The sequence below is a fragment of the Nocardioides hankookensis genome (assembly GCF_042658885.1).
GTDB classification, from domain to species: domain Bacteria; phylum Actinomycetota; class Actinomycetes; order Propionibacteriales; family Nocardioidaceae; genus Nocardioides; species Nocardioides hankookensis.
Genome location: NZ_JBHSRJ010000009.1, coordinates 724,472 through 745,600, shown reverse-complemented (window position 1 = coordinate 745,600; position 21,129 = coordinate 724,472). Strand labels below are relative to the sequence as shown.

Below are 21,129 nucleotides of genomic sequence, written 5' to 3'. Positions count from 1 at the left end.
AGACCCATGCTCGGTTAAACTGGGCGAGGAGTACGTCGGGCCGCGGCAGCCCCGGGTCCCAAAATTAGCCGCCACGAGCGGCCACGCGCCGTGAGGCGCTCCCGGTCCGGCGTACTCCTTCTTCTTCTAGGCTCGCCCCATGCGACTGCTCCGGCGACTCTTCCGCCGTACCCCCACCGCCGCGCCCGCAGGCGTCTCGTACGCCCCGCGCGCCGACGGCCGGCCCGATCCCGGCGAGGTGGTGTGGGCGTGGGTCCCGTTCGAGGAGGACCCGCGGCAGGGCAAGGACCGGCCGGTGCTCCTGATCGGCGTCCAGGGCGGGCAGTTCCTCGGGCTGATGCTGACCAGCAAGGACCACGACCGCGGCGCCGCGCAGGAGGCGCACTGGGGCCGGCACTGGATGGACGTCGGCACCGGCGGCTGGGACCGGCAGCGCCGCCCCAGCGAGGTCCGGCTGGACCGTCTCCTGCTGCTCGCGCCGGACGCCGTACGCCGTGAGGGCGCCGCGCTGGACCGCGCCGTGTTCGACCGGGTGGTGGTCGCCGCGGGCCGCTTCCATCCGCTGGGTCGATAGGGTGGGCGAGCCCGGGCGACCCCCCGGGCACGTGTCTGCATGCAGCTCTGAGGAGGTCAGGTGTCGGTTCGTCGGGGACTGCTGGCGTGCGTCGCCGTCGCGTCGGTGCTGACCGCCGCCGCCTGCACGGACGACTCTCCGAGCCCGACGCCCCCGACCCCAACGCCGTCCACGACGGCTCCGCCCGAGGAGCTCTCGTTCGGCGTCGTCGGTCCTCAGGACGTGCAGCGCGCGTTCCGCGCCACCGTGGACGCCTGGAACCTGGACCCCGACCACGTCGACGTCGAGATCAGGAGCTGGCCGACCCAGGCCGCGATGCGTTCCGCGATCGAGGCCGGCGCCGCGGTCCCCGACGTGTTCATGTCCTCGCGCAGCGACCTGTCCTGGCTGATGGAGAACTCCCTCATCCAGCCGGTCGACGAGCTCCTCGACGACCGCGGCGTCGAGTTCGGCGACACCTACTCGCGTGAGTCGCTCGAGGCGTTCAGCACCGACGACCACCTCCAGTGCATGCCGTACGGCGTCACGCCGACCGTCATCTACTACAACAAGCGGCTGGTCAACTTCGACCGGATGCGGGCGCGCGGGCTCGACGTACCGGACGCCGACGCGACCAGCTGGTCCTTCGACCAGTTCGCGGCCGCGGCGGAGTTCGCCAGCCGTCCGGCGCGCGGGTCGAAGGGCGTCCACATCGACCCGACGATCGAGGGCCTCGCGCCGTTCATCCTGTCCGGCGGTGGCACCGTCTTCGACGACCCGGAGCTGCCGAAGTCGCTGACGTTCTCGAGCGACAGCAGCAAGGGCGCGCTCGAGCGCACCCTCGAGCTGCTGCGCAACCCGCAGGTCACCCTGGACGAGACCCAGCTCGACGAGCGGTCGGCCGTCGCGTGGTTCCAGCGCGGCAAGCTCGGCATGATCGCCGGCAACCGGTCGCTGACGCCCATCCTGCGGCAGAAGAACAACCTCGACTTCGACATCATGCCGATGCCGCGCCTCGACGGCTCCGCCACGGTCGGCGACGTCACCTCGCTGTGCATGTCGGCGCAGACCTCGAGCGCCAGCCTCGCCGCGGACTTCATGGTCCACGAGATCTCCGCCGACTGGGTCGGCCTGGTCGCGAGCACCGGCTACCTCCAGCCCGCCAACGTCGAGGTCGCCCTCTCCGACGACTTCCTCCAGCCCGGTCGCAAGCCCGAGCATGCCGCCTTCTTCAACACCGGCGTCCGCTCGATGTCCGCGCCGCCACTGATCGACACCCTCCCCGAGCTCGAGGAGACCGTCGCGCCGAGCCTCGAGCAGCTGGTCTACGGCGTCGGCGTCCTCGACCTCGACACCATCACCACCGAGATCGACGACGCCTCCAAGCCGGTCCTCGACCCCGAGTCCGTCACCGACTCCGCCTCGCCGTCGGAGACGCCGTCCGAGTGACGTCCGCTGCTTGCGGGTCCGCTCGGGTCGACGTCGCTTCCGGCCCGCGGGTGCCTCGAACAGTGAGCGGGGCGGCAGCGACGACCCAGGACGTCATACGGCTGGAGCAACCGGTTGCTCCAGCCGTATGACGTCAGGCGGCGGCCCCGGCGTGTGAACGCCTAGAACTCCGCGACCGGCCGGATCTCGACGACCGGGTGCGCGCGGACCAGCACCTCGGCGGCCTCGACGAGCGCGTCGTAGTCGTCGCAGGTGACCATGAAGAAGCCGGAGATCTGCTCGACGGTCTCGACGTAGGGGCCCTCGGTGACGAGCGCCTGCGACTCGGGGCCGCGGCGCAGCGTGCGGGTCTGGCTGCTGGGCGTCAGGCCGGCGCCGCCGGTCACGGCTCCGCCGCGGGCGGCGAGGCGCTGGCCGAACTCGTAGTCGGTGTCGAAGGTGGCCTGGCGGTCGGCGGGAGTGCGGGACTCCCAGTCCGCCTCGCTGTCTGCGGGGAACATGACGACGTAGTCGGGCACGGTGATTCCTCTCGGCGATGGTGTGACACCCCGATGACGGGCGAGGAGGTCAGACTTCGACAGCGGGCTCCGGCTCGGGCTCGACGTCGGCGGTGAGGATCGCGTCGACGAGGACCGGGCCGGCGAGGTCGACCTGCCACGGGCGGGCGCCGTAGCCGGCGAGCTGCTCGGCGACGCCGTCGGCGAGGGCCGAGGGCTCACGGGTCTTGGGCGGCGTCCAGAGGGTACGGCGCAGGTAGTCGGGGGTCAGCACGTTCTCGACGGGGAGGTTCTGCTCCTCGGCGAGGGCGGTCAGCGCCTCGCGGGCGAGGGCGAGCCGCCGGGCGGCGACCGGGTCCTTCTCGGCCCAGGCGCGCGGGAGCGGCGGGCCGTCGCCGCGCGGTGCGCGGGTCGGGAGCTGGTCCTCGTCGAGGGCGGCGGCGCGGCCGAGCGCCGCGACCCACTTGGACGAGTAGCGCTCGGCGCCGCGGCCGTGGAAGCCCTTGGTCGCGAGCAGCGAGTCCTTGTCGGTGGGCAGCGCCTGGGCGGCGACGACGATCGCGGCGTCGGGCAGGATCCGGCCGGGCGTGACGTCGCGCTGCTCGGCGATCTCGTTGCGGGTCTCCCACAGCTCGCGCACGGCGGCCAGGGCGCGGCGTCCGCGCACGCGGTGCACGCCCGACGTACGCCGCCAGGCGTCGACGCGGACGGCCGGCTCGAAGGTGCGCAGGTAGTCGAACTCCTGGCGCGCCCACTCGTCCTTGCCGGTCTCCACCAGCTCAGCGGCGAGCAGCTCGCGCAGCTCCAGGAGCACCTCGACGTCGAGGGCGGCGTACTCGAGCCACGGCACCGGCAGCGGCCGGGTCGACCAGTCGACGGCGGAGTGCTCCTTGGCGAGCCGGAAGCCGAGGAGCGTCTCGACCAGGGTCGCGAGCCCGACACGGGGGTATCCCAGCAGCCGGCCGGCGAGCTCGGTGTCGAAGAGCGCCGACGGGTAGAGCCCGACCTCGTTGAGGCAGGGCAGGTCCTGGGTGGCCGCGTGCAGGATCCACTCGACGCCGTCGAGCGCCTCCTGGAGCGGCAGCAGGGAGTCGAAGCCGATCGGGTCGACCATGTAGGAGCCGGTGCCCTCGCGGCGCAGCTGGATCAGGTAGGCGCGCGAGGAGTAGCGGTAGCCGGACGCGCGCTCGGCGTCGATCGCGACCGGGCCGGTGCCGGCGGCGAGCGCCTCGCACATCTCGGCCAGCGCAGCGGCCGACTCGACGAGCGGCGGCATGCCGTCGCGCAGGGTCAGGAGCGGAGGTGGGGGAGGGGGAGCGGGAGTGTCTTCGTCGGACATCGGGTCAGAGTCCGCCGCCCCGCTGGCCGCGGCGGCTGGGCATCACGGCCACGCCGTCGGGCACCGGCGGAAGTCCGGCAGAGGTGCAGAGCAGCTCGCCCCAGGCCTCGACGTGCGGGGCGAGGTCGAGCGGCGCGAGGTCGGGAGCGTCCTCGGGGGTCACCGGCGTCCACGACGCCCGGATCTCGATCTGGGCGGTGCCACCCTCGTCGGCCATCCCGCCGAAGCTCTCGGTCGCGACCCGGGTGACGGTGCCCGAGGCGGCGACGTACGACGCGTGGTGCTCGTCGAGCGCCTCGGTGAGCCAGGTCCAGCCGACCATCGCCAGCATCGGGTCGGTGATCAGCTCGAGGTCGACCTCCGCGCGGGCGTAGGCGACGCAGCGGAAGGTGCCCGACCACGCGTCGTTGCCGGCGGGGTCGTGGAGCAGGATGATCCGGCCGGTCCCGACGTCGACCCCGTCGACCGTGACGTCGGCGGACAGTGCCGAGGCCCACGGGGCGATCCGCTGCGGCGCGGGCATCTCCTCGCAGAGGATCTCGGGGCGCAGGCGGGCAGCGTGCATGGTGGCCACGGCCTCGCGGAACTCGGCCGGAGCCGCGCCCGCACCCGTCGCCGGGTGTGTCTCCTGACCGACCACCATGTGCTCACAGTAAGTCGGGTCACGCGCTGCCGATGTGCGAACACGCCGACTGACCTGCGAGGCTTCGCTCATGCCCGACCCGCACGACGACCTCCGCCAGAGCGCGTTCCTCCAGGCGGTCCGGGGCGAGCCGGTGTCGCACACGCCGGTCTGGTTCATGCGTCAGGCGGGCCGCTCGCTGCCTGAGTACCTCGCCATCCGCGAGGGCGTCGGCATGCTCGACTCCTGCATGGACCCGGCCCTGGTCGTCGAGATCACCCTCCAGCCCGTCCGCCGGTACGGCGTCGACGCGGCCATCTTCTTCTCCGACATCGTGCTGCCGCTCAAGGCGGTCGGCGTGGACCTCGACATCAAGCCCGGCATCGGCCCGGTCGTGGCGAAGCCGGTGCGCACCCTCGCCGACGTCGCGGCGATCCCGGACCTGACACCCGAGCACGTGCCGTTCATCAGCACCGCGGTCGGCAACCTGGTGTCCGAGCTGCGCGGCACCCCGCTCATCGGCTTCGCGGGCGCGCCGTTCACGGTCGCGTCGTACCTCGTCGAGGGCGGCCCCTCCAAGGACCACGCCAAGACCAAGGCGATGATGTTCGGCGCCCCGGAGGTCTGGGACGCGCTGATGCGCAAGATCGCGGGCATCTCGGCGGCCTACCTCGAGGTCCAGGTCGCGGCCGGCGCCTCGGCGGTCCAGCTCTTCGACTCGTGGGCCGGCGCGCTCACCCCCCGCGACTACCGCGAGCACGTGCTGCCGCACTCCGCCCGGGTGCTGCAGCGGGCCGGGGAGCTCGGCGTCCCGCGCATCCACTTCGGGGTCGGTACGTCGAACCTGCTCGGCCTGATGGGCGAGGCCGGTGCCGACGTCGTCGGCGTCGACTGGCGCACGCCGCTCGACGAGGCGATCACCCGCGTCGGCGACCGGGCGGTGCAGGGCAACCTCGACCCGACCCTGGTCTTCGCCCCGACCGACGTGATGACCGCCCGCGCCGCCGAGGTCATCGAGGCCGGCCGCGCGGCCCGCGGTCACGTCTTCAACCTCGGCCACGGCGTGCTGCCCTCGACCGACCCCGACCAGCTCAAGCGGTTGACTGAGTTCGTGCAGTCCTACCCGCTCGGCTGATCCGCCGCGACCGCACCACCAGCCACACCGGGACGCCGACGAGCGCGAGCACGACCAGCCAGGGCAGCAGCGCGCCGGCGGCCGTCGCCAGGCCGACCGCGAAGGTCGACAGCGCACCCCAGCCGGCGCTGAGGCCGGCGACGAAGCCCGTCTCGTCGTCCTCCTCGGGTGCCGGCTTCGTCTTCTCGGGGATCTGGTCGATGCTCACGACGATCGTCGACTGCGAGGTCTGGTCGGCGAGGTAGGCCGACTGCTGCTCGAGCGCCTCCAGGTCGGCCTGCCGCTGCGAGAGCTCCGCCTCGATCGCCATCACGTCGCGGATGCTCTCGGCGCGCTGGAAGAGCACGGTGATCCGCGCGATGCTGCGCTTCTGCACCGCCAGGCGGGTCTTCACGTCGATCACCTGGGTGGTGACGTCGTCCTGGTTGGTGGTGGCCGACTCGAGCTCGCCGACGCCCTTGAGCTCCTCGACCGCCCGGGTGAAGTCGTCGGACGGGACCCGCAGCACCATCCGGGTGTACGCCGAGTGCCCGTCGTCGTCGGACTGCGTCTTCTCGTCGGTGACCTGCCCGGCGTACTTGTCGACGACCTTCTGCACCTCGATCTGGGCCCGGCCGACGTCGTCGGCGCGCAGGGCGACGTTGCCCTTGCGGATCAGGGCCTGCTGCTGGCGGGTGAGCTCGTCCGGGGCGACGTCGGCCTTCCCCGGCGCCGCAACGGAGTCGGCCGTGCCACCCGCGTCCTCCTCCGTGGCGAAGCCGTTGAGGGCTCGGTCGGGCTGGGACGCCGCCGCGGGGCCGTCGGCGGCGGAGGTCTCGCTCCCCCCGGAGTCGCCGTCGTTGCCGGAGCAACCGGTGAGCGCGAGCGCGGCGACCAGGAGCGCCGGGATCAGGATGCGGGCTGGTGTCGGGGTCATGCGGGTCGGACGCGGCATGCTCCGCTTCGGTTCCGCGGGTCGTTTCGGCTAGCCTCGACCGGGCATAGTTGATCAATCCAGTCGACATACTGTGTTGACGCGCGCGACGAGAGGCGAGGCATGTTGAAGTTCCACTGGTTCCTGCCCACCAACGGCGGCGACGGCCGGCAGGTCGTCGGCGGCGGTCACGGCGTCAGCGCGGGTGCCGCTGGCCGGCCCGCGTCGGTGCCCTACCTCGGCCAGATCGCCCGCAGCGCCGAGCAGCTCGGCTTCGAGGCCGCGCTGACCCCGACCGGGGCCTGGTGCGAGGACGCCTGGGTCTCGACGGCGATGCTCAGCCAGGTCTCCGAGCGGCTCAAGTTCCTGGTCGCCTTCCGACCCGGCCTGACCTCGCCGTTCATCGCGGCGCAGATGGCCGGCTCGTTCCAGAACCTCTCCGGCGGCCGGCTCGCGCTCAACGTCGTCACCGGTGGGGAGAGCAAGGAGCAGCGGATGTTCGGCGACTTCCTGGACAAGGACGGCCGCTACGCCCGCTGCGACGAGTTCCTCACCATCGTCCGCCGGCTCTGGACCGGTGAGCCGGTGACGTTCGAGGGCGAGCACCTGCGCGTCGAGGACGCCGTGCTCACCCAGATCCCCGACCCGCTGCCGGAGATCTACTTCGGTGGCTCCTCGCCGGCCGCCGGGCGCGTCGCCGCCAAGCACGTCGACGTCTACCTCACCTGGGGCGAGCCGCCGGCCGCCGTGGCCGAGAAGGTCGAGTGGGTCCGGAGGCTCGCCGCCGAGGAGGGCCGCGAGGACCGGATCCGGTTCGGGATCCGGCTGCACACGATCGCCCGGGACACCTCCGAGGAGGCCTGGGCCGAGGCAGACCGGCTGCTCGCCGGCATCTCCGAGGAGGAGATCGCGCGCGTCCAGTCCGGCCTCAAGCAGAGCGAGTCCGTCGGGCAGGCCCGGATGCTGGAGCTGAACGCCGGCTCCAAGGACGGCCTGGAGATCCACCCCAACCTCTGGGCCGGCGTCGGCCTGGTCCGCGGCGGTGCCGGCACCGCGATGGTCGGCAGCCACAGCGAGATCGCCGACCTGATCGAGCAGTACCAGGCGGTCGGCATCGACGAGTTCGTGCTCTCCGGCTACCCGCACCTGGAGGAGTCCTACCGGTTCGGGGAGGGCGTGCTGCCCGAGCTGACCCGCCGCGGGCTCTGGGAGCACCCTGCCCCGGTCGCGGCGACGGCGTCGGTCCCGTTCGGCCAGAAAGCGGCCGCGTCGTGACCGCACCGGCGAGCAGGGTCGCCGTCGTCGTCGGCAACCCGAAGCCGCAGAGCCGCACGCTCGAGGCCGCGACGTACGTCGCCACCGAGCTCGCCGGCCACGAGCCGGACCTGGTCGTCGACCTCGCCCAGCTCGGCGCCCGGCTGCTGGACTGGCAGGACGAGATGGTGACGGAGGTCGTGGCCGAGGTCGGGTCGGCCGACCTGGTCGTCGTCGCATCCCCGACGTACAAGGGCACCTACACGGGCCTGCTCAAGCTCTTCCTCGACCGGTTCGCCTCGGGGCCGGACGGCGGGCTGCGCGGCGTCGCGGTGCCGCTGATGCTCGGCGCCGGCCCGGGCCACGCGCTGGCTCCGGAGCTGACGCTGCGTCCGGTGCTCACCGAGATCGGCGGCACCGTCGTCAGTCCGGGTCTGTACGTCGTCGACTCGGCGCACGACGACCCGTCGGCGTACGCCGCCTGGCTGGAGCGCTCGGCTCCCACCATCACCGCTCTCCTCGGGAGCAGGACAGGAGTCTCGGCATGACGTCCGCGTCGGCGCTGACCACCAACCAGGACCTGGACCCGGTCCGGCTGCGCGAGGCCTTCGGGATCTTCCCGAGCGGCGTCGTCGCGGTCGCGGCCGAGGTCGACGGCCGGCTGACCGGGCTGGCGGCGAGCTCTTTCACCTCGGTGAGCCTGGACCCGCCCCTGGTGCAGTTCTCGATCGCCAACACGTCGAAGACCTGGCCCGACCTGCGCCGCTCCGACCGGCTCGGCGTCACCATCCTCGCCGACCACCACGGCGTCGTCTGCCGCCAGCTCGCGGGTCCGGTCGAGCACCGCTTCGACGGCATCGAGGTCAGCGCCAGCGAGGACGGCGCGGTCACGATCGACGACGGGCTCGCTCGCTTCGACTGCTCGATCTACCGCGAGGTCGAGGCCGGCGACCACACGATCGTGCTGCTCGAGCTCCATGCCATCGAGCACGCCGACAACTCGCTGCCGCTGGTCTTCCACCGCAGCGGGTTCGGCCGACTGGCTGGCTGACCCGTCTGGGAGACTGCTCCCGTGGTCAGCGTGGTCGTGGTCGGTGCCGGCGTCGCCGGCCTGACCGCCGCCCGTGACCTGGTCGACGCGGGGCACGACGTGCTCGTCCTCGAGTCGTCGCCGCGCGTGGGCGGCAAGCTGCTGCGCACGGCCGTCGCCGGGGTGACCGTCGACGTCGGCGCGGAGGCGATGCTCAACCGGCGCCCGGAGGGCGTCGCCCTGGCCCGCTCGCTCGGCCTCGCCGTCGAGCACCCGACGGTCGCGTCCTCCCGGATCTGGACCCGTGGGGCGCTGCGCCCGCTGCCGCGATCCCTGATGGGCGTGCCGCTCGACGTCGACCAGCTCGCCGCCTCCGGGGTGCTGTCCCCGGAGGGGCTGGAGCGCTTCCGCTCGACGGTCCCCGTGCCGGTGGACGGCGACGTCTCGGTCGGCGACCTGGTGGACGCCCGCTACGGCGCCGAGGTCACCGACCGCCTGGTCGAGCCGCTGCTCGGCGGTGTGTACGCTGGCGACGCCCGCCGGTTGTCGGTGCGCGCCACGGTGCCCCAGCTGGTCTCCCACGTCGACGGCGCGCCGCCGCCGGCCCCGACGTACGACGCTCCGGTCTTCGCGGGCCTGCCCGGCGGCATGGGCCAGCTCCCCGAGCGGCTGGCCGAGGGGCTGCAGGTCCGCACCGGCGCGACGGTGCGCGAGCTGGTGGCGACCGAGACCGGCTTCGCGCTCACCGTGGGCCCGACGACCGCGCCCGAGCTCGTCACCGCGAACGCCGTGGTGCTGGCGACCCCGGCCGCGCCGACCGCACGGCTGCTCGGCTCCGTCGCCCCCGTCGCGGCCGCCGAGCTGGCCGGCATCGAGTCCGCCTCGATGGCCGTCGTGACCTTCGCGTTCGACGCAGCATCGGTCCCCGAGCTCGCCGGCACCGACTCCTCGGGCTTCCTGGTGCCGCCGGTCGACCGGCGCCGGATCAAGGCCGCGACGTTCTCCTTCGCCAAGTGGGTCTGGGTGCGCGCGGCCGGCGACGGGCTGCTCCTGCTGCGCACCTCGTTGGGCAGGTACGGCGAGGAGACGGCCCTCCAGGCCAGCGACGAGGAGCTCGTCGCCTGGTCGCTCACCGACCTGCACGACGCCGTCGGCGTCACGGTCGCCCCCGTCGACACGCACGTGCAGCGCTGGGGCGGCGGGCTGCCGCAGTACGCCGTCGGCCACCTCGACCGGGTGGCCCGGATCCGCGTGGCGGTCGACGCCGTTCCCGGCCTCGCCGTCTGCGGCGCGGCCTACGAGGGCGTCGGCATCCCGGCCGTGATCGCCTCCGCCCAGCGAGCGGCGGCCCGGATCCGTTCCTGAGAAAACCCTGTGAGGACGAACCCGGACCAATCCCCGGGTCTGCTGGTGGCGAACCCCTGTCCGTCAAGAGAACGAGACTCTCAACGGAAGAAGCCTCACATGAGCACCACGAAGAAGTTCACCGCCAAGCGCTCCCTCGCCGCCTTCGCCATGGCCGCTCTGGTTGCCACTCCGCTCGCCGCGTGCAGCAGCTCCGACAGCGAGGGCTCCGGCTCGAGCTCGAGCAGCGCGCCGGCCCCGAAGCCGGTCGCCGCGATCGACGCCCTCCAGGGCGAGACCACCGCGATCAAGCTGGACCAGGGCTTCGTCGACGCTCTGACTGCCCTGAAGCTCACGCCCGGCACGGTCGGCACCGCGAAGCTCGAGGACGGTTCCCTCATCTTCCCGATCACGGGCGGCAACGTGACCGTGTTCAAGCCCGGCGAGGTCTCGCCGTACGTCATCGGCCAGATCCAGCACGAGGGCTCCGGCCTCTCCCTGACGGCCGGCGGCACCAAGGTCGAGCTGACCAACTTCAACGTCGACCCGGGCGCCTCCCGCGTCTACGGCGACGTGTCGGTCAACGGCAAGGTCGCCGCGTCGAGCGTGTTCCTGTTCCAGCTCGACGGCCGCACCCTCGAGCCGCTCAAGACCGAGGGCAACACCGCGATCCTCGAGGGCACCAAGGTCGAGATCTCGGAGGACGCGGCGCCGCTGCTGAACGACACGTTCAAGACCGACGCCGTCAAGCCCGGGCTGCTCGTCGGGATCGCCAAGATCACCGTCGACACGCAGTCCAAGTAGCCCTCCGTTGGGGGCCAGCGCCCGGAGACCTCCACGGTCTCCGGGCGTTCGGGCGTCAGGCCACCGACGTCCCCTCGGCCGCGGTCCGCTCGGCGTACGCCGCCGCGAGCTTGGCGACGTACGGGCCCGGTCGGCCGGCTCCGATCGGCCGGCCGTCCACCGACAGCACCGGCGTCACCCCGCCCATGGTGCCCGTCACGAAGACCTCGTCGGCGGCGTAGACCTGGGTGAGTGAGAAGTCGCCGACCTCGACCGCGATCCCGAGCGTCGCGCAGGCCTCCAGGATCGTCTCCCGCGTGATGCCCTCCGGGCACGCGCGGGTCGTCGGCGTCCGGACCACGTCGTCCTTGACGAAGAAGACGTGGGTCGCGTTCGTCTCGGCCACGAAGCCGTTGTCGTCGAGCATCAGCGCGTCGTCGGCGCCCGCGACGTTGGCCTCGACCTTCGCGAGGATCGAGGTCAGCAGGTTGTTGTGGTGGATCTTCGGGTCGAGCGAGTCCGGCCGGTGCCGGCGTACCGACGAGGTGACCAGCGAGATGCCGCTGTCGTCGTAGACGGGCGACTTGAACTCCGCGAGCACGATCAGCGTCGGACCGGACTGGTTGAGCCGCGGGTCCATGCCGCTGGTGATCTTGACGCCGCGCGTCAGCGTCAGCCGGATGTGCACGTCGTCGGTCATCGCGTTGGCGGCGAGCACGTCGCGGATCCGCTGCACGATCTCCTCGTCGCACGGCACGGTCGTGAACGCCAGGGCCTGGGCCGAGCGCCTCAGCCGGGCCAGGTGCTCGGTCAGCTTGAAGATCCGGCCGCCGTGCAGCCGCAGGCCCTCCCACACGGCGTCGCCACCTTGGACCGCCGAGTCGAAGGGGCTGATGCCCGCCTGGTCGCGGTGCACCAGCGTGTCGTTGATGCCGACGACCAGGTCGTGGTTGCGCTCGTCGTACTCCTGCTTCATCGGGTCTCCTCGGGGCGCAGGCGGTAGGGCGCCAGCGCGTCGTAGTACGGCTGGCAGCGCTCGAGCAGCGGCACCAGGTGGTCGGGCAGCGGGTCGCCCGAGCCGGGGGAGTACGCCGCGAAGCCGGTCGAGGCCTCGACGCCGGCGTACCAGTGCGGCGCCCAGACGCCGTCGGTCTCCCGCGGCCCGGCCGGCCAGGACAGCATCGCGTCGTCGAACTCGATCCCGAGCTCGGCGCAGAGCAGTCCGAGGGTCCCGTGCGGGTCGCGGAGCACGTCGGCGGCGTCGACCACCGGGCCGCCGTACGACTCGAAGATCTCCAGCTGCTGCGGCAGCCCGAGGTCCTCCAGGGTCGGCTCCTCGCGGACCTTCGCGTACGACGTGAGCACCCGCTCCGGGTCGCGCACCAGGAAGGCGTGGGTGAGCGACCCCAGCGCCGAGCGGTCCATCGCCGGGAGCAGGTGGTGGGTCATGTGCTTCTGGTACTGCACCGGCGTCGCGACCCCGCCCGACGCCAGGTCGGCGAGCACCGCCGCCGCGTCGGTCGGCTGCGAGGCGATGACCTCGTCACGGCCGGGGTGGTCGAGGCCGGTGGCCGCGAGGTAGGCGGCGTACAACGGCTCGTCCACGACCGAGCAGTCGGCGCGGTTCTCGAAGCTGCGCATCATCGCCGTCGACAGGTTGCGCGGTCCTGACCACATCGCGATCCGGGTCGTCATCGAGGACGAGTCTGCCCCGTTGTCCCTGGGCCGTGGGACAACGGGCCGGAGAACCTCGGGTCATGACCACACACACCACTCACCACGTCACCCACTCACCCGCCCGCACGGACATCACTCCCGTCCCCGCGGCCCGTTCCTCCCGGACCTGGGCGTACGCCGGCGTCGGCGCCGGCCTTGCCGGGATCGGCACCATCGTCACGTCCAGCATGATCAACGGCGCCTACGACGACGCCCTGCGCGGCGACGTCCCCGCCCAGGCCGCCAAGCTGGCCGACCAGACCCCGCAGATGTTCGCCTTCCACACCTTCACGCTGGTCGGGGCGGTCCTCCTGGTCGTCTTCGCCGCCGGCCTCCTCCGCCGCCTGCGCGCCGGTGTCGGCGACGTGAGCACGGTGCCGCTCGTGGCCTTCGCCGGGCTCGTCGGCACGGCCGTCGTCTCGGTCCTCGGCAGTGGCCTCGACACCGAGTTCATGATGGGCCCGCAGGAGGACGGACTGGTCGACCCGACCAACGCCGTCCTCTACAACCACTGGGTCGGCACCATCCCGTGGTGCTGGGTCCTGGCCGGACTGGCCGGCGTCGCCGTCTTCGTCGCCGCGCGTGCTGGCGGAGCGCCGCGCTGGATCGGCCGCGTGGGTCTCGTCCTCGGCGGCCTGACCCTGCTGCTGGGCATCTCGCCGCTGCAGTACATGGCCGGCATGACCGGTCCGCTCTGGCTGCTGGTGACCGCGATCGGTTTCTCCGTCGGTGACCGTGCCTTCCGGTCATGATGTGCCCGTGAACCTGTCCGACCCGCACGCGCAGCGACCGGCCCCGTGGCCGGTCGCTGTCGTGCTGCCCGCCCTGGCGCTGGCCTGCGCGCTCGGCATCGCGGTGCTGGCGGCGCGCTCGCACGGACGACCGGAGCTCTACTCCTTCGGCGCCGACGTCGAGGTCGGCACCGGCATCGGCACGGGTCTCGTCGGGCTGGTGCTCGGCGTCCTGTCGACGGTCGTGCTGCGGCACCCCGGCCACCGGATGATCGGCTGGACGCTGGGCGCCGTCGGCCTCTTCTGGTCGCTCGACGGGCTGTCCGAGGCCTACGTGCGGCTCGGCCTGGTCACCGACCACGCCCTGCCGGGCATGACCTTCGCGGTGTGGTTCCTGGCGCGCTTCACGTCGCTGCTGCCCGCGACGATCGTGGTGCTGCCGCTGCTCTTCCCGGAGGGCCGCTTCGTGCGCGGCGCCTGGGGGGTCGCGTCGTGGGTGTGCATGACCGTCCTGTGCGTCGGCGCGCTGGCCTTCGTGGTCGCGCCCTGGGACCAGGCGACCGCGTCCCTGCCGCCCGGCGTGGATCCCGACTGGACGACGATCTGGGCGCTCGAGCCGATCGCCGGCACCCTCACCGGTGCGCTCCAGGCGGCCACCGTCATCGGGCTCGTGGTGCCGGTCGGCGTCGTCGTGCACCGCCACCGGCGCTCCGAGGGCACCGCCCGCGACCAGATGCGCTGGCTGCTGTGGGGCGCGCTCGTCACGGCCGCGATCGTCGTCGTCTCGCTCGTCCTCGACCTCGGTGCGCTCACCGGCGTCGTCTTCTTCGTCTGCATCGTGCTGGTCCCCGTGGCGATGACCGTCGCCGTCGTCAACCCGAGCCTGGTGTCCATCGAGGACCTGCTCGCCCGCACCGTCCTGCTCTCGACCCTGGCCGTCGTCCTGGTCGCGGTCGACTTCGCGGTGGTCGCCGCTCTGACGGCCCTGCTCGACGACGAGATGGAGCAGGCGCAGGTGGTGCTGGTCGTGCTGCTGACGACCGTGCTGCTCTACGGGCCGCTGCGGAGCCGGGTCTCGCGGTGGGTGCGCCGGCTGGTGCTGGGCACCCGCGCCACGCCGTACGACGCGGTCGCCGGCCTCGCCTCCACCCTCGAGACCGCCGAGGAGGGCAGCGAGCAGCTGGTGGCCGTGGCGCGCGCCGTCGCCTCCGCCTTCGGGGTCGCCTTCGTCAGCGTCGAGGTGGACCGCTCCGGTGGCGAGCGCCTGGTCGCGACGTACGGCGAGCGTCCCGCCGAGACCCGCACGCTCCCGATCGCCTACCGCGACGCCGAGGTCGGCCGGCTGGTGCTGCCGGCCCGTGGGCTGCGCAGCCGGCTCTCGCGCCGCGACGAGGAGCTGCTCGGTGACCTGGTGCGCCAGGCCGCGACCGCCGCTCGCACCGGCCGGCTCGCCGCGGAGCTCCAGGACAGCCGCGAGCGCCTGGTCACCGCCCGGGAGGAGGAGCGCCGCCGGATCCGTCGCGACCTGCACGACGGGCTCGGGCCGGCGCTCGGCGGCGTGGTGTTCGAGCTCGAGTCGGCCCGGTTGCTCGTCGACCCGGACCCGGCCGCGGCGAAGGCTCGGATCGGCGACGTCACCCAGCACGTGCAGGACGTGGTCGCCGACGTACGCCGGCTGGTCCACGACCTGCGTCCACCGGCGCTCGACGACCGGGGGCTGGTCGGGGCGCTGCGCCAGCAGGGCGAGCACCTCGACCCGCCCGCCACCGTCGAGGCCGGCGACCTCGGTCCGCTGCCGGCCGCGGTCGAGGTCGCGGCGTTCCGGATCGCGGGGGAGGCGATGACCAACGTCGCGCGGCACGCCGCCGCCCGGCGGTGCGACGTCCGCCTCGACGTCGTCGACCGGCAGCTGCTCGTCGAGGTCGCCGACGACGGCCTCGGCATCCCCGCAGACGTCCAGGCCGGAGTCGGCCTGGTCGGCCTGCGCGAGCGCGCCGCCGAGCTCGGCGGCCGCAGCGAGGTCATCTGCCCACCCGGTGGCGGCACGCTGGTGCGTGCCTGGCTGCCCCTGCGAAGCGAGCCGAGGAGCGCGCCGTGACCGACAGCGAGATCACCGTGGTGGTCGTCGACGACCACCAGATCGTGCGCGAGGGGCTCTCCTCGCTGCTCGGCGCGCTCGACGGCCTACGGGTCGTGGGCACCGCCGCGGACGGCCGCGACGCCATCCACGTCGTCGCCGAGACCGAGCCCGATGTCGTCGTGATGGACATCCAGATGCCGCAGCTCGACGGGATCGAGGCGACCCGCCACATCACCGGCCGGCAGCCGGGCGTCCGGGTCGTGATGCTGACGATGAACGAGGACGACGAGACCGTGCTGAGCGCAATCCGCGCCGGCGCGAGCGGCTACCTGCTCAAGGGCTCGGGCGCCGACGAGGTGCAGACCGCGCTCCGTGCGGCCGCCGCCGGCGGCATGGTCTTCGGCGCGGCGCTGGCCGGGAAGGTCGCGTCGTACTTCTCCGGCGGGCTGAGGGCGGAGACCCCGGAGGAGCCGTTCCCCGACCTCACCGACCGCGAGCGCGACGTGCTGCGGCTGCTCGCCGCCGGCCGGTCCAACGACGCCATCGCGGCCGAGCTCTACGTCTCCAACAAGACCGTGCGCAACGCGGTCTCCGGCATCTACGCCAAGCTGCACGCCGCCGGTCGCGCCGAGGCGATCATCACGGCGCGGGAGGCGGGGTACGGCCGCGACTGAGCGCGGGGGACAATGGACCCATGGCGAGCAACGCGCAGAAGGCACGGGAGATCAACGACACCATCCGCTACACGATGTGGTCGGTCTTCCGCCTCGACGTCACCCTCTCGGACGACGACGAGGCGGACCGCGCGGCCGAGGGTGCCGAGGTCGAGAAGCTCTTCGCCGAGCTGGCCGAGGCCGACGTCGTGGTGCGCGGCGTGTACGACGTCAGCGGCCTGCGCGCCGACGCCGACCTGATGATCTGGTGGCACGCCGCCACGTCCGAGGAGCTCCAGGACGCCTACAACCGCTTCCGTCGTACGACGTTCGGGCTGCGGGTCTCGCCCGTCTGGTCCCAGCTCGCGCTGCACCGGCCCGCGGAGTTCAACAAGAGCCACGTGCCGGCCTTCCTCAGCGACGAGGAGCCCAAGAAGCACGTCTCGGTCTACCCCTTCGTGCGCTCCTACGACTGGTACCTCCTCGAGGACGCCGACCGCCGCCGGATGCTCGCCGACCACGGCAAGATGGCGCGCGACTACCCCGACGTCCGCGCCAACACGGTCGCCAGCTTCTCGCTCGGCGACTACGAGTGGATCCTGGCCTTCGAGGCCGACGAGCTCTACCGCATCGTCGACCTGATGCGGCACCTCCGCGGCTCCGAGGCCCGGCGCCACGTGCGCGAGGAGGTGCCGTTCTACACCGGCGCCCGGGTCGGGATCGCCGAGCTCGTCGACCGCCTGCCGTAGCCGCGGAACCGCCCGGCACTCGATGCTCGTCGGCTGACACACCACGCACCGATCTGGGGCCGGAAGTCGTGTCAGGTGTGTCATCCGACGCGGTCGTCCACAGGGCGATGCGCGCCGGTTGTCGGCGTGAGGCGCTCGGCGGAGGGTCGGGGAATGTCCTCCGAGCTCGGCCGCGTCGCACCAGGCCCGATGGTGCGCCCGGTTCCCGTCGACCCCGCTGGACTGCGCGGTCCGACGCGCGGCGCCGCCCGGGGTCGCGCGTGGCGGCGGACGAGTCCCGGGCTCTACGTGCCGTCCTCGACTCCCGACTGCGTCGAGCAGCGGATCATCGAGGCCGCCGGTCGCGCTGGTGATCGCGGCGCAGTCACCGGGTGGGCGGCCCTGCGCCTGCACGAGGACGGGTTCTGTGACGGCCTGGCCGGGGACGGGGAGACCCTCCGTCCGGTCCCCGTGGTCGAGGGTCGCGGCCGGGTGCGAGCGCACCCGTCGATCAGGGTCTCCCGCGAGGTGCTCCCCGACGACGAGGTCGTGGTGGTGCACGGCATCCGCTGCACGACACCCGCCCGGGCGCTCTACGACGAGGTCCGGGCGCATGCGTTGCGGTGGGCCGTCGTCCACGCCGACCAGGCCTTCGCACCCGGTGTCGTGGATCGGGGCGCGTGGGCGGCGTACCTCGGCAGCCGCCCGTGGCACGTCCGGATCCGGCACGCCCGCCTGGTCCACGACCTCTCGGTCACGACCAGCCGCTCACCGGGCGAGACCCTGCTGCGGCTGATCTGGGTGCTCGACGGCGGCTGGCCGGCGCCGCTGTGCAACGTGCTGGTCACCGACGAGCACGGCACGGTCATCGGGATGCCCGACCTGCTCGACGTCGACCTCGGGGTGGTGGCGGAGTACGAAGGTGCCGTGCACCGCTCGCGCGACCAGCACACTCGTGACCTCGCCCGCGAGCACGCGTTCCGCGAGGTCGGACTGGAGTACGCCGCTTTCACGGGCCCCGACGTCGGAGACCCGCGCCGCGTCGTCGAGCGGCTCGCCGCCGCGCGTCAGCGTGCCGGTCGCGCCGAACGCCGTTGGGGCTTCGTCCGATGACACACCAAGCACCGGAATCCGGTCTCCGGAGGTGCCTGGTGTGTCATCCGACGCCGGACTAGGCGCCGATCAGGAGTCGGCGGGCTCCAGGGTGAGGCTGATCGAGTTGATGCAGTAGCGGTCGCCGGTGGGGGTGCCGTAGCCGTCGGGGAAGACGTGGCCGAGGTGTGAGCCGCAGTTGGCGCAGCGGACCTCGACGCGCTTCATGCCGTGGGAGGTGTCCTCGATGTACTCGATCGTGTCCGTGATCGGCTGGTAGAACGACGGCCAGCCGCAGCCGGAGTGGAACTTGGTGTCCGACTCGAAGAGCTTGGCGTGGCACGCCTTGCAGGAGTAGACGCCCTTGGTCTCCGTGTCGGTGTACTCGCCGACGAAGGCCCGCTCCGTGCCGGCCTGGCGGAGCACGGCGTACTCCTCGGGCGAGAGCTCCTCGCGCCACTGCTCGTCGGTCTTCTCCACCTCGTATGCCATGCCCCCAATCTAGTCGACGGGTCCAATCGACCAGACAGTCCGTCGAGAAAGGTTGACACATGGTGTAACTCAGTGTTGCACTTTCTCAGGTGACACCACGAGCACTCACCTGGGGCGGCGTCCGGAGCGCCGGCGACAAGCTGACGACTCCGCTGCACCCCGACGACTACCTGCGGCTGCTGAACCCGCTCTGGAGCCAGCGCGAGCTGCGCGGGCGGGTCGAGCAGGTCGTCCCCGAGACCGACGACGCGGCCACGCTCGTGATCCGGCCCGGCTGGGGCTGGCGCTACGACCACCGCCCCGGGCAGTACGTCGGCATCGGCGTGCAGGTCGACGGCCGCTTCCAGTGGCGGTCCTACTCGGTGAGCTCGCCGCCGGTACGCCGCGGCCGCACCATCTCGATCACGGTGCGGGCGATGCCCGAGGGCAAGCTGTCGGCGCACCTCGTCCGGGGCCTGGCGCCGGGCACCATCGTCCGGCTCGCGCTGCCGGAGGGCGACTTCGTGCTCCCGGACCCGCCGCCGGCGAAGATGCTCTTCCTCGTGGGCGGCAGCGGCGTGACCCCGGTGATGGCGATGCTGCGCACGATGGACCGTCGGGGCACCGTCCCGGACGTGGTCATGCACTACTCCTCGCCCACCGAGGACCGGATGATCTTCCGCGACGAGCTGGCCGAGCTGGAGGGCCGGCACGACGGGCTCACCGTCCACCGGCTGCACACCGACACCGACGGCATGCTCGAGCTGTCGGCGCTCGACGAGATCTGCCCCGACTGGCGCGAGCGCGAGACCTGGGCCTGCGGTCCGGGTCCGATGCTGGACGCCATCGAGCAGCACTTCGAGGCGGCCGGGCTGGAGGACCAGCTCCACCTGGAGCGCTTCTCCCTCAAGCTCGCGGGCGACGGCGGCGAGGGCGGCACGATCACCTTCCGCACCACCGGCAAGACCGTCGACGCCGACGGCGCCACGACGGTGCTCGAGGCCGGCGAGAGCGTCGGCGTCGGCATGCCCTACGGCTGCCGGATGGGCATCTGTCACACCTGCACCCTCACGCTGGTCGACGGCACGATCCGCGACCTGCGCAACGGCAACGAGTTCTCCCAACCCAACGAGCAGGTGCAGACCTGCGTGACCGTCCCGGTCGGCGACTGCACGCTCGACATCTGACCTCGATACGCCGCTCGCAAGCTCGCGGCACTCGATCACCGAAAGGACCGCCATGGCCATCTCAGACGTCAAGGAGTACACCCACCTCAGCGAGGAGGAGGTCGAGCAGCTCGGACGCGAGCTCGACGCCATCCGCGCCGAGGTCGAGGAGTCGCGCTGCGACGCGGACGCGGCGTACATCAACCGGATGATCACCGTGCAGCGCGGCCTCGCCGCCGCCGGCCGCGCCACGCTGCTCGCCGGCCTGCACTCCAAGAAGACCCGTACGCCGGCCTGGGTCGCCGGCGCAGCCATGCTCGGTGCGGCCAAGATCCTCGAGAACATGGAGATCGGCCACAACGTCATGCACGGCCAGTGGGACTGGATGAACGACCCGGAGATCCACTCCTCCAACTGGGAGTGGGACACCGCCCAGCCGGCCGAGCAGTGGAAGCACTCGCACAACTACATCCACCACCAGTTCACCAACGTGCTCGGCCACGACAACGACATCGGCTACGGCATCCTGCGGATGGCCCGCGAGCAGAAGTGGCACCCGGTCTACCTCGGGCAGCCGGTCTTCAACGCGCTGCTCGCCGGTCTCTTCCAGTGGGGCGTCGCGCTCCACGACCTCGACCTCGAGGCGATCCGGACGGGCACCAAGGACCCGAAGGAGATGAAGCGGCAGCTGCGCCAGATCGGGCGCAAGGGCCGCAACCAGGTCATCAAGGACTACCTCGTCTACCCCGCACTGAGCGGCAAGCAGTGGAAGTCCACCCTCAAGGCCAACGCCACCGCCAACCTGGCGCGCAACCTGTGGGCCTACATGATCATCTTCTGCGGGCACTTCCCCGACGGGGCGCTGCACTTCACCGAGGAGGAGCTCGAGGACGAGACCCGCGCGGAGTGGTACCTGCGCCAGATGCTGGGCTCGGCCAACTTCGAGGGCGGCCGCTTCCTGCACATCATGTCGGGCAGCCTCGGCTTCCAGATCGAGCACCACCTCTTCCCCGACCTGCCCAGCAACCGCTACCCGGAGATCGCGGTGAAGGTGCAGGCGCTCTGCGAGAAGTACGACATCCCCTACACGACCGGACCGCTGCACAAGCAGTACGGCCAGGCGCTGCGCACGATCATGAAGCTGTCGCTGCCGAACTCGATGACGTCCTCCGACAAGCCCGAGCCGCCGTCGCCGTCGATCGACCGGCGTCGCCGTACCGACGCCGAACGGCCGGTACGCCGTACGGAGACCGGCGCCTACTACCGGGGCCAGTCCGCATGAGCGCCGCGACGGGCACCCCGACGATGGACCGCAAGTGGGTCACGCAGTGCGCGCTGAGCCGGATCTGCGGTGTGTGCGCGCGGCCGCTCGGTCGGCCGATCGCCTTCGTGGGCACGGACGAGGAGATCGGCCGCAACGCCTTCCACCTGGCGCCCATGCACGTCGCCTGCGCGAGCACCGTCGTGGACGCCACGACCCGGGTGGTGACGACCGCCGGCTTCGAGTTCGTGCGGCCGGCCAAGGAGGACGTCGACCGTCGACCGAGGTTCGAGCCCAACTCGTTGCTCTGAG

Annotated in this window: 23 protein-coding genes; 16 read left to right on the top strand and 7 right to left on the bottom strand. The window is 72.2% G+C overall.

The genetic code is table 11. The features are described 5' to 3' along the window. The first annotated feature begins 139 nt into the window (after positions 1–139). A complete protein-coding gene (locus ACFPYL_RS23205) occupies positions 140–574 on the top strand; it encodes a type II toxin-antitoxin system PemK/MazF family toxin (RefSeq protein WP_379160253.1) in 435 nt (144 codons plus the stop codon). A gap of 60 nt (positions 575–634) precedes the next feature. After that, positions 635–2,002: an ABC transporter substrate-binding protein gene (locus ACFPYL_RS23200; protein ID WP_379160250.1), complete on the top strand. Its 1,368-nt coding sequence runs from the start codon at positions 635–637 to the stop codon at positions 2,000–2,002. Positions 2,003–2,163: 161 nt separating this feature from the next. Here ACFPYL_RS23200 and ACFPYL_RS23195 read toward each other — a convergent pair whose 3' ends face one another. The 3 genes from ACFPYL_RS23195 to ACFPYL_RS23185 are packed head-to-tail and all read right to left on the bottom strand — an operon-like array spanning position 2,164 to position 4,481. Beyond that, the gene (locus tag ACFPYL_RS23195; RefSeq protein WP_379160247.1) at positions 2,164–2,520 is read right to left on the bottom strand and encodes a YciI family protein; all 357 of its coding nucleotides are present in this window, start codon (positions 2,518–2,520) and stop codon (positions 2,164–2,166) included. Between the two features lie 49 nt (positions 2,521–2,569). Beyond that, positions 2,570–3,838, bottom strand: coding sequence for an HRDC domain-containing protein (locus tag ACFPYL_RS23190; RefSeq protein ID WP_379160244.1), 1,269 nt, complete (start codon positions 3,836–3,838; stop codon positions 2,570–2,572). 4 nt (positions 3,839–3,842) lie between these two features. After that, positions 3,843–4,481: a DUF3000 domain-containing protein gene (locus ACFPYL_RS23185; RefSeq protein WP_379160241.1), complete on the bottom strand. Its 639-nt coding sequence runs from the start codon at positions 4,479–4,481 to the stop codon at positions 3,843–3,845. Positions 4,482–4,551: 70 nt separating this feature from the next. Here ACFPYL_RS23185 and hemE point away from each other — a divergent pair, with 70 nt between their 5' ends. Further along, the gene (gene hemE / locus ACFPYL_RS23180; protein ID WP_379160238.1) at positions 4,552–5,595 is read left to right on the top strand and encodes a uroporphyrinogen decarboxylase; all 1,044 of its coding nucleotides are present in this window, start codon (positions 4,552–4,554) and stop codon (positions 5,593–5,595) included. On the opposite strand, the gene ACFPYL_RS23175 is transcribed toward hemE, so the two are convergent. Beyond that, the gene (locus tag ACFPYL_RS23175) at positions 5,552–6,529 is read right to left on the bottom strand and encodes a DUF4349 domain-containing protein (protein ID WP_379160235.1); all 978 of its coding nucleotides are present in this window, start codon (positions 6,527–6,529) and stop codon (positions 5,552–5,554) included. The two genes, hemE and ACFPYL_RS23175, sit on opposite strands and share 44 nt — an antisense overlap. A gap of 102 nt (positions 6,530–6,631) precedes the next feature. Here ACFPYL_RS23175 and ACFPYL_RS23170 point away from each other — a divergent pair, with 102 nt between their 5' ends. The 5 genes from ACFPYL_RS23170 to ACFPYL_RS23150 all read left to right on the top strand — a co-directional run bounded on the left by ACFPYL_RS23170 (position 6,632) and on the right by ACFPYL_RS23150 (position 10,940). Continuing rightward, a complete protein-coding gene (locus ACFPYL_RS23170) occupies positions 6,632–7,783 on the top strand; it encodes an LLM class flavin-dependent oxidoreductase (RefSeq protein ID WP_379160233.1) in 1,152 nt (383 codons plus the stop codon). Next, on the top strand, positions 7,780–8,310 hold the full coding sequence (locus tag ACFPYL_RS23165; RefSeq protein ID WP_379160230.1) for an NAD(P)H-dependent oxidoreductase: 531 nt from the start codon (positions 7,780–7,782) through the stop codon (positions 8,308–8,310). Before ACFPYL_RS23170 ends, ACFPYL_RS23165 begins: the two co-directional genes overlap by 4 nt. Then, positions 8,307–8,813: a flavin reductase family protein gene (locus ACFPYL_RS23160; RefSeq protein ID WP_379160227.1), complete on the top strand. Its 507-nt coding sequence runs from the start codon at positions 8,307–8,309 to the stop codon at positions 8,811–8,813. The genes ACFPYL_RS23165 and ACFPYL_RS23160 overlap by 4 nt, the downstream gene beginning before the upstream one ends. 21 nt (positions 8,814–8,834) lie before the next feature. Further along, positions 8,835–10,157: a protoporphyrinogen/coproporphyrinogen oxidase gene (locus tag ACFPYL_RS23155; RefSeq protein ID WP_379160224.1), complete on the top strand. Its 1,323-nt coding sequence runs from the start codon at positions 8,835–8,837 to the stop codon at positions 10,155–10,157. Between the two features lie 99 nt (positions 10,158–10,256). After that, on the top strand, positions 10,257–10,940 hold the full coding sequence (locus tag ACFPYL_RS23150) for a hypothetical protein (RefSeq protein ID WP_379160221.1): 684 nt from the start codon (positions 10,257–10,259) through the stop codon (positions 10,938–10,940). Between the two features lie 55 nt (positions 10,941–10,995). Here the strand turns inward: ACFPYL_RS23150 and ACFPYL_RS23145 are convergent, their stop codons facing one another. Then, positions 10,996–11,895, bottom strand: a complete 900-nt coding sequence (locus tag ACFPYL_RS23145; RefSeq protein WP_379160218.1) for an aminotransferase class IV — start codon at positions 11,893–11,895, stop codon at positions 10,996–10,998. Further along, complete coding sequence (locus ACFPYL_RS23140; RefSeq protein ID WP_379160215.1) at positions 11,892–12,614, bottom strand: sulfotransferase-like domain-containing protein; 723 nt, start codon at positions 12,612–12,614, stop codon at positions 11,892–11,894. Before ACFPYL_RS23140 ends, ACFPYL_RS23145 begins: the two co-directional genes overlap by 4 nt. 62 nt (positions 12,615–12,676) lie before the next feature. On the opposite strand from ACFPYL_RS23140, the gene ACFPYL_RS23135 reads away from it, so the two are divergent. From ACFPYL_RS23135 to ACFPYL_RS23115, 5 genes are all read left to right on the top strand, one after another. Continuing rightward, positions 12,677–13,387, top strand: coding sequence for a hypothetical protein (locus ACFPYL_RS23135; protein ID WP_379160212.1), 711 nt, complete (start codon positions 12,677–12,679; stop codon positions 13,385–13,387). 7 nt (positions 13,388–13,394) lie between these two features. Continuing rightward, on the top strand, positions 13,395–15,464 hold the full coding sequence (locus tag ACFPYL_RS23130) for a sensor histidine kinase (protein WP_379160209.1): 2,070 nt from the start codon (positions 13,395–13,397) through the stop codon (positions 15,462–15,464). Further along, the gene (locus ACFPYL_RS23125; RefSeq protein WP_379160206.1) at positions 15,461–16,120 is read left to right on the top strand and encodes a response regulator; all 660 of its coding nucleotides are present in this window, start codon (positions 15,461–15,463) and stop codon (positions 16,118–16,120) included. The genes ACFPYL_RS23130 and ACFPYL_RS23125 overlap by 4 nt, the downstream gene beginning before the upstream one ends. Before the next feature lie 20 nt (positions 16,121–16,140). Beyond that, entirely contained in the window at positions 16,141–16,848 is a 708-nt protein-coding gene (hemQ, locus tag ACFPYL_RS23120; protein WP_379160203.1) for a hydrogen peroxide-dependent heme synthase, read from the top strand. 153 nt (positions 16,849–17,001) lie between these two features. After that, entirely contained in the window at positions 17,002–17,940 is a 939-nt protein-coding gene (locus tag ACFPYL_RS23115) for a hypothetical protein (RefSeq protein WP_379160200.1), read from the top strand. A 69-nt stretch (positions 17,941–18,009) separates the two neighbouring features. Here the strand turns inward: ACFPYL_RS23115 and msrB are convergent, their stop codons facing one another. Next, positions 18,010–18,411 (bottom strand): peptide-methionine (R)-S-oxide reductase MsrB, encoded by a 402-nt coding sequence (msrB, locus tag ACFPYL_RS23110; RefSeq protein WP_379160197.1) that lies wholly within the window; start codon positions 18,409–18,411, stop codon positions 18,010–18,012. Between the two features lie 89 nt (positions 18,412–18,500). On the opposite strand from msrB, the gene ACFPYL_RS23105 reads away from it, so the two are divergent. Genes ACFPYL_RS23105 through ACFPYL_RS23095 form a run of 3 tightly spaced genes read left to right on the top strand, consistent with a single transcriptional unit; the run spans position 18,501 to position 21,128 of the window. Further along, complete coding sequence (locus ACFPYL_RS23105) at positions 18,501–19,577, top strand: ferredoxin reductase (RefSeq protein ID WP_379160194.1); 1,077 nt, start codon at positions 18,501–18,503, stop codon at positions 19,575–19,577. Positions 19,578–19,629: 52 nt separating this feature from the next. Further along, positions 19,630–20,838 (top strand): fatty acid desaturase family protein, encoded by a 1,209-nt coding sequence (locus tag ACFPYL_RS23100; protein WP_379160191.1) that lies wholly within the window; start codon positions 19,630–19,632, stop codon positions 20,836–20,838. Continuing rightward, positions 20,835–21,128, top strand: coding sequence for a hypothetical protein (locus ACFPYL_RS23095; RefSeq protein WP_379160189.1), 294 nt, complete (start codon positions 20,835–20,837; stop codon positions 21,126–21,128). The genes ACFPYL_RS23100 and ACFPYL_RS23095 overlap by 4 nt, the downstream gene beginning before the upstream one ends. Position 21,129 lies beyond the last annotated feature (1 nt).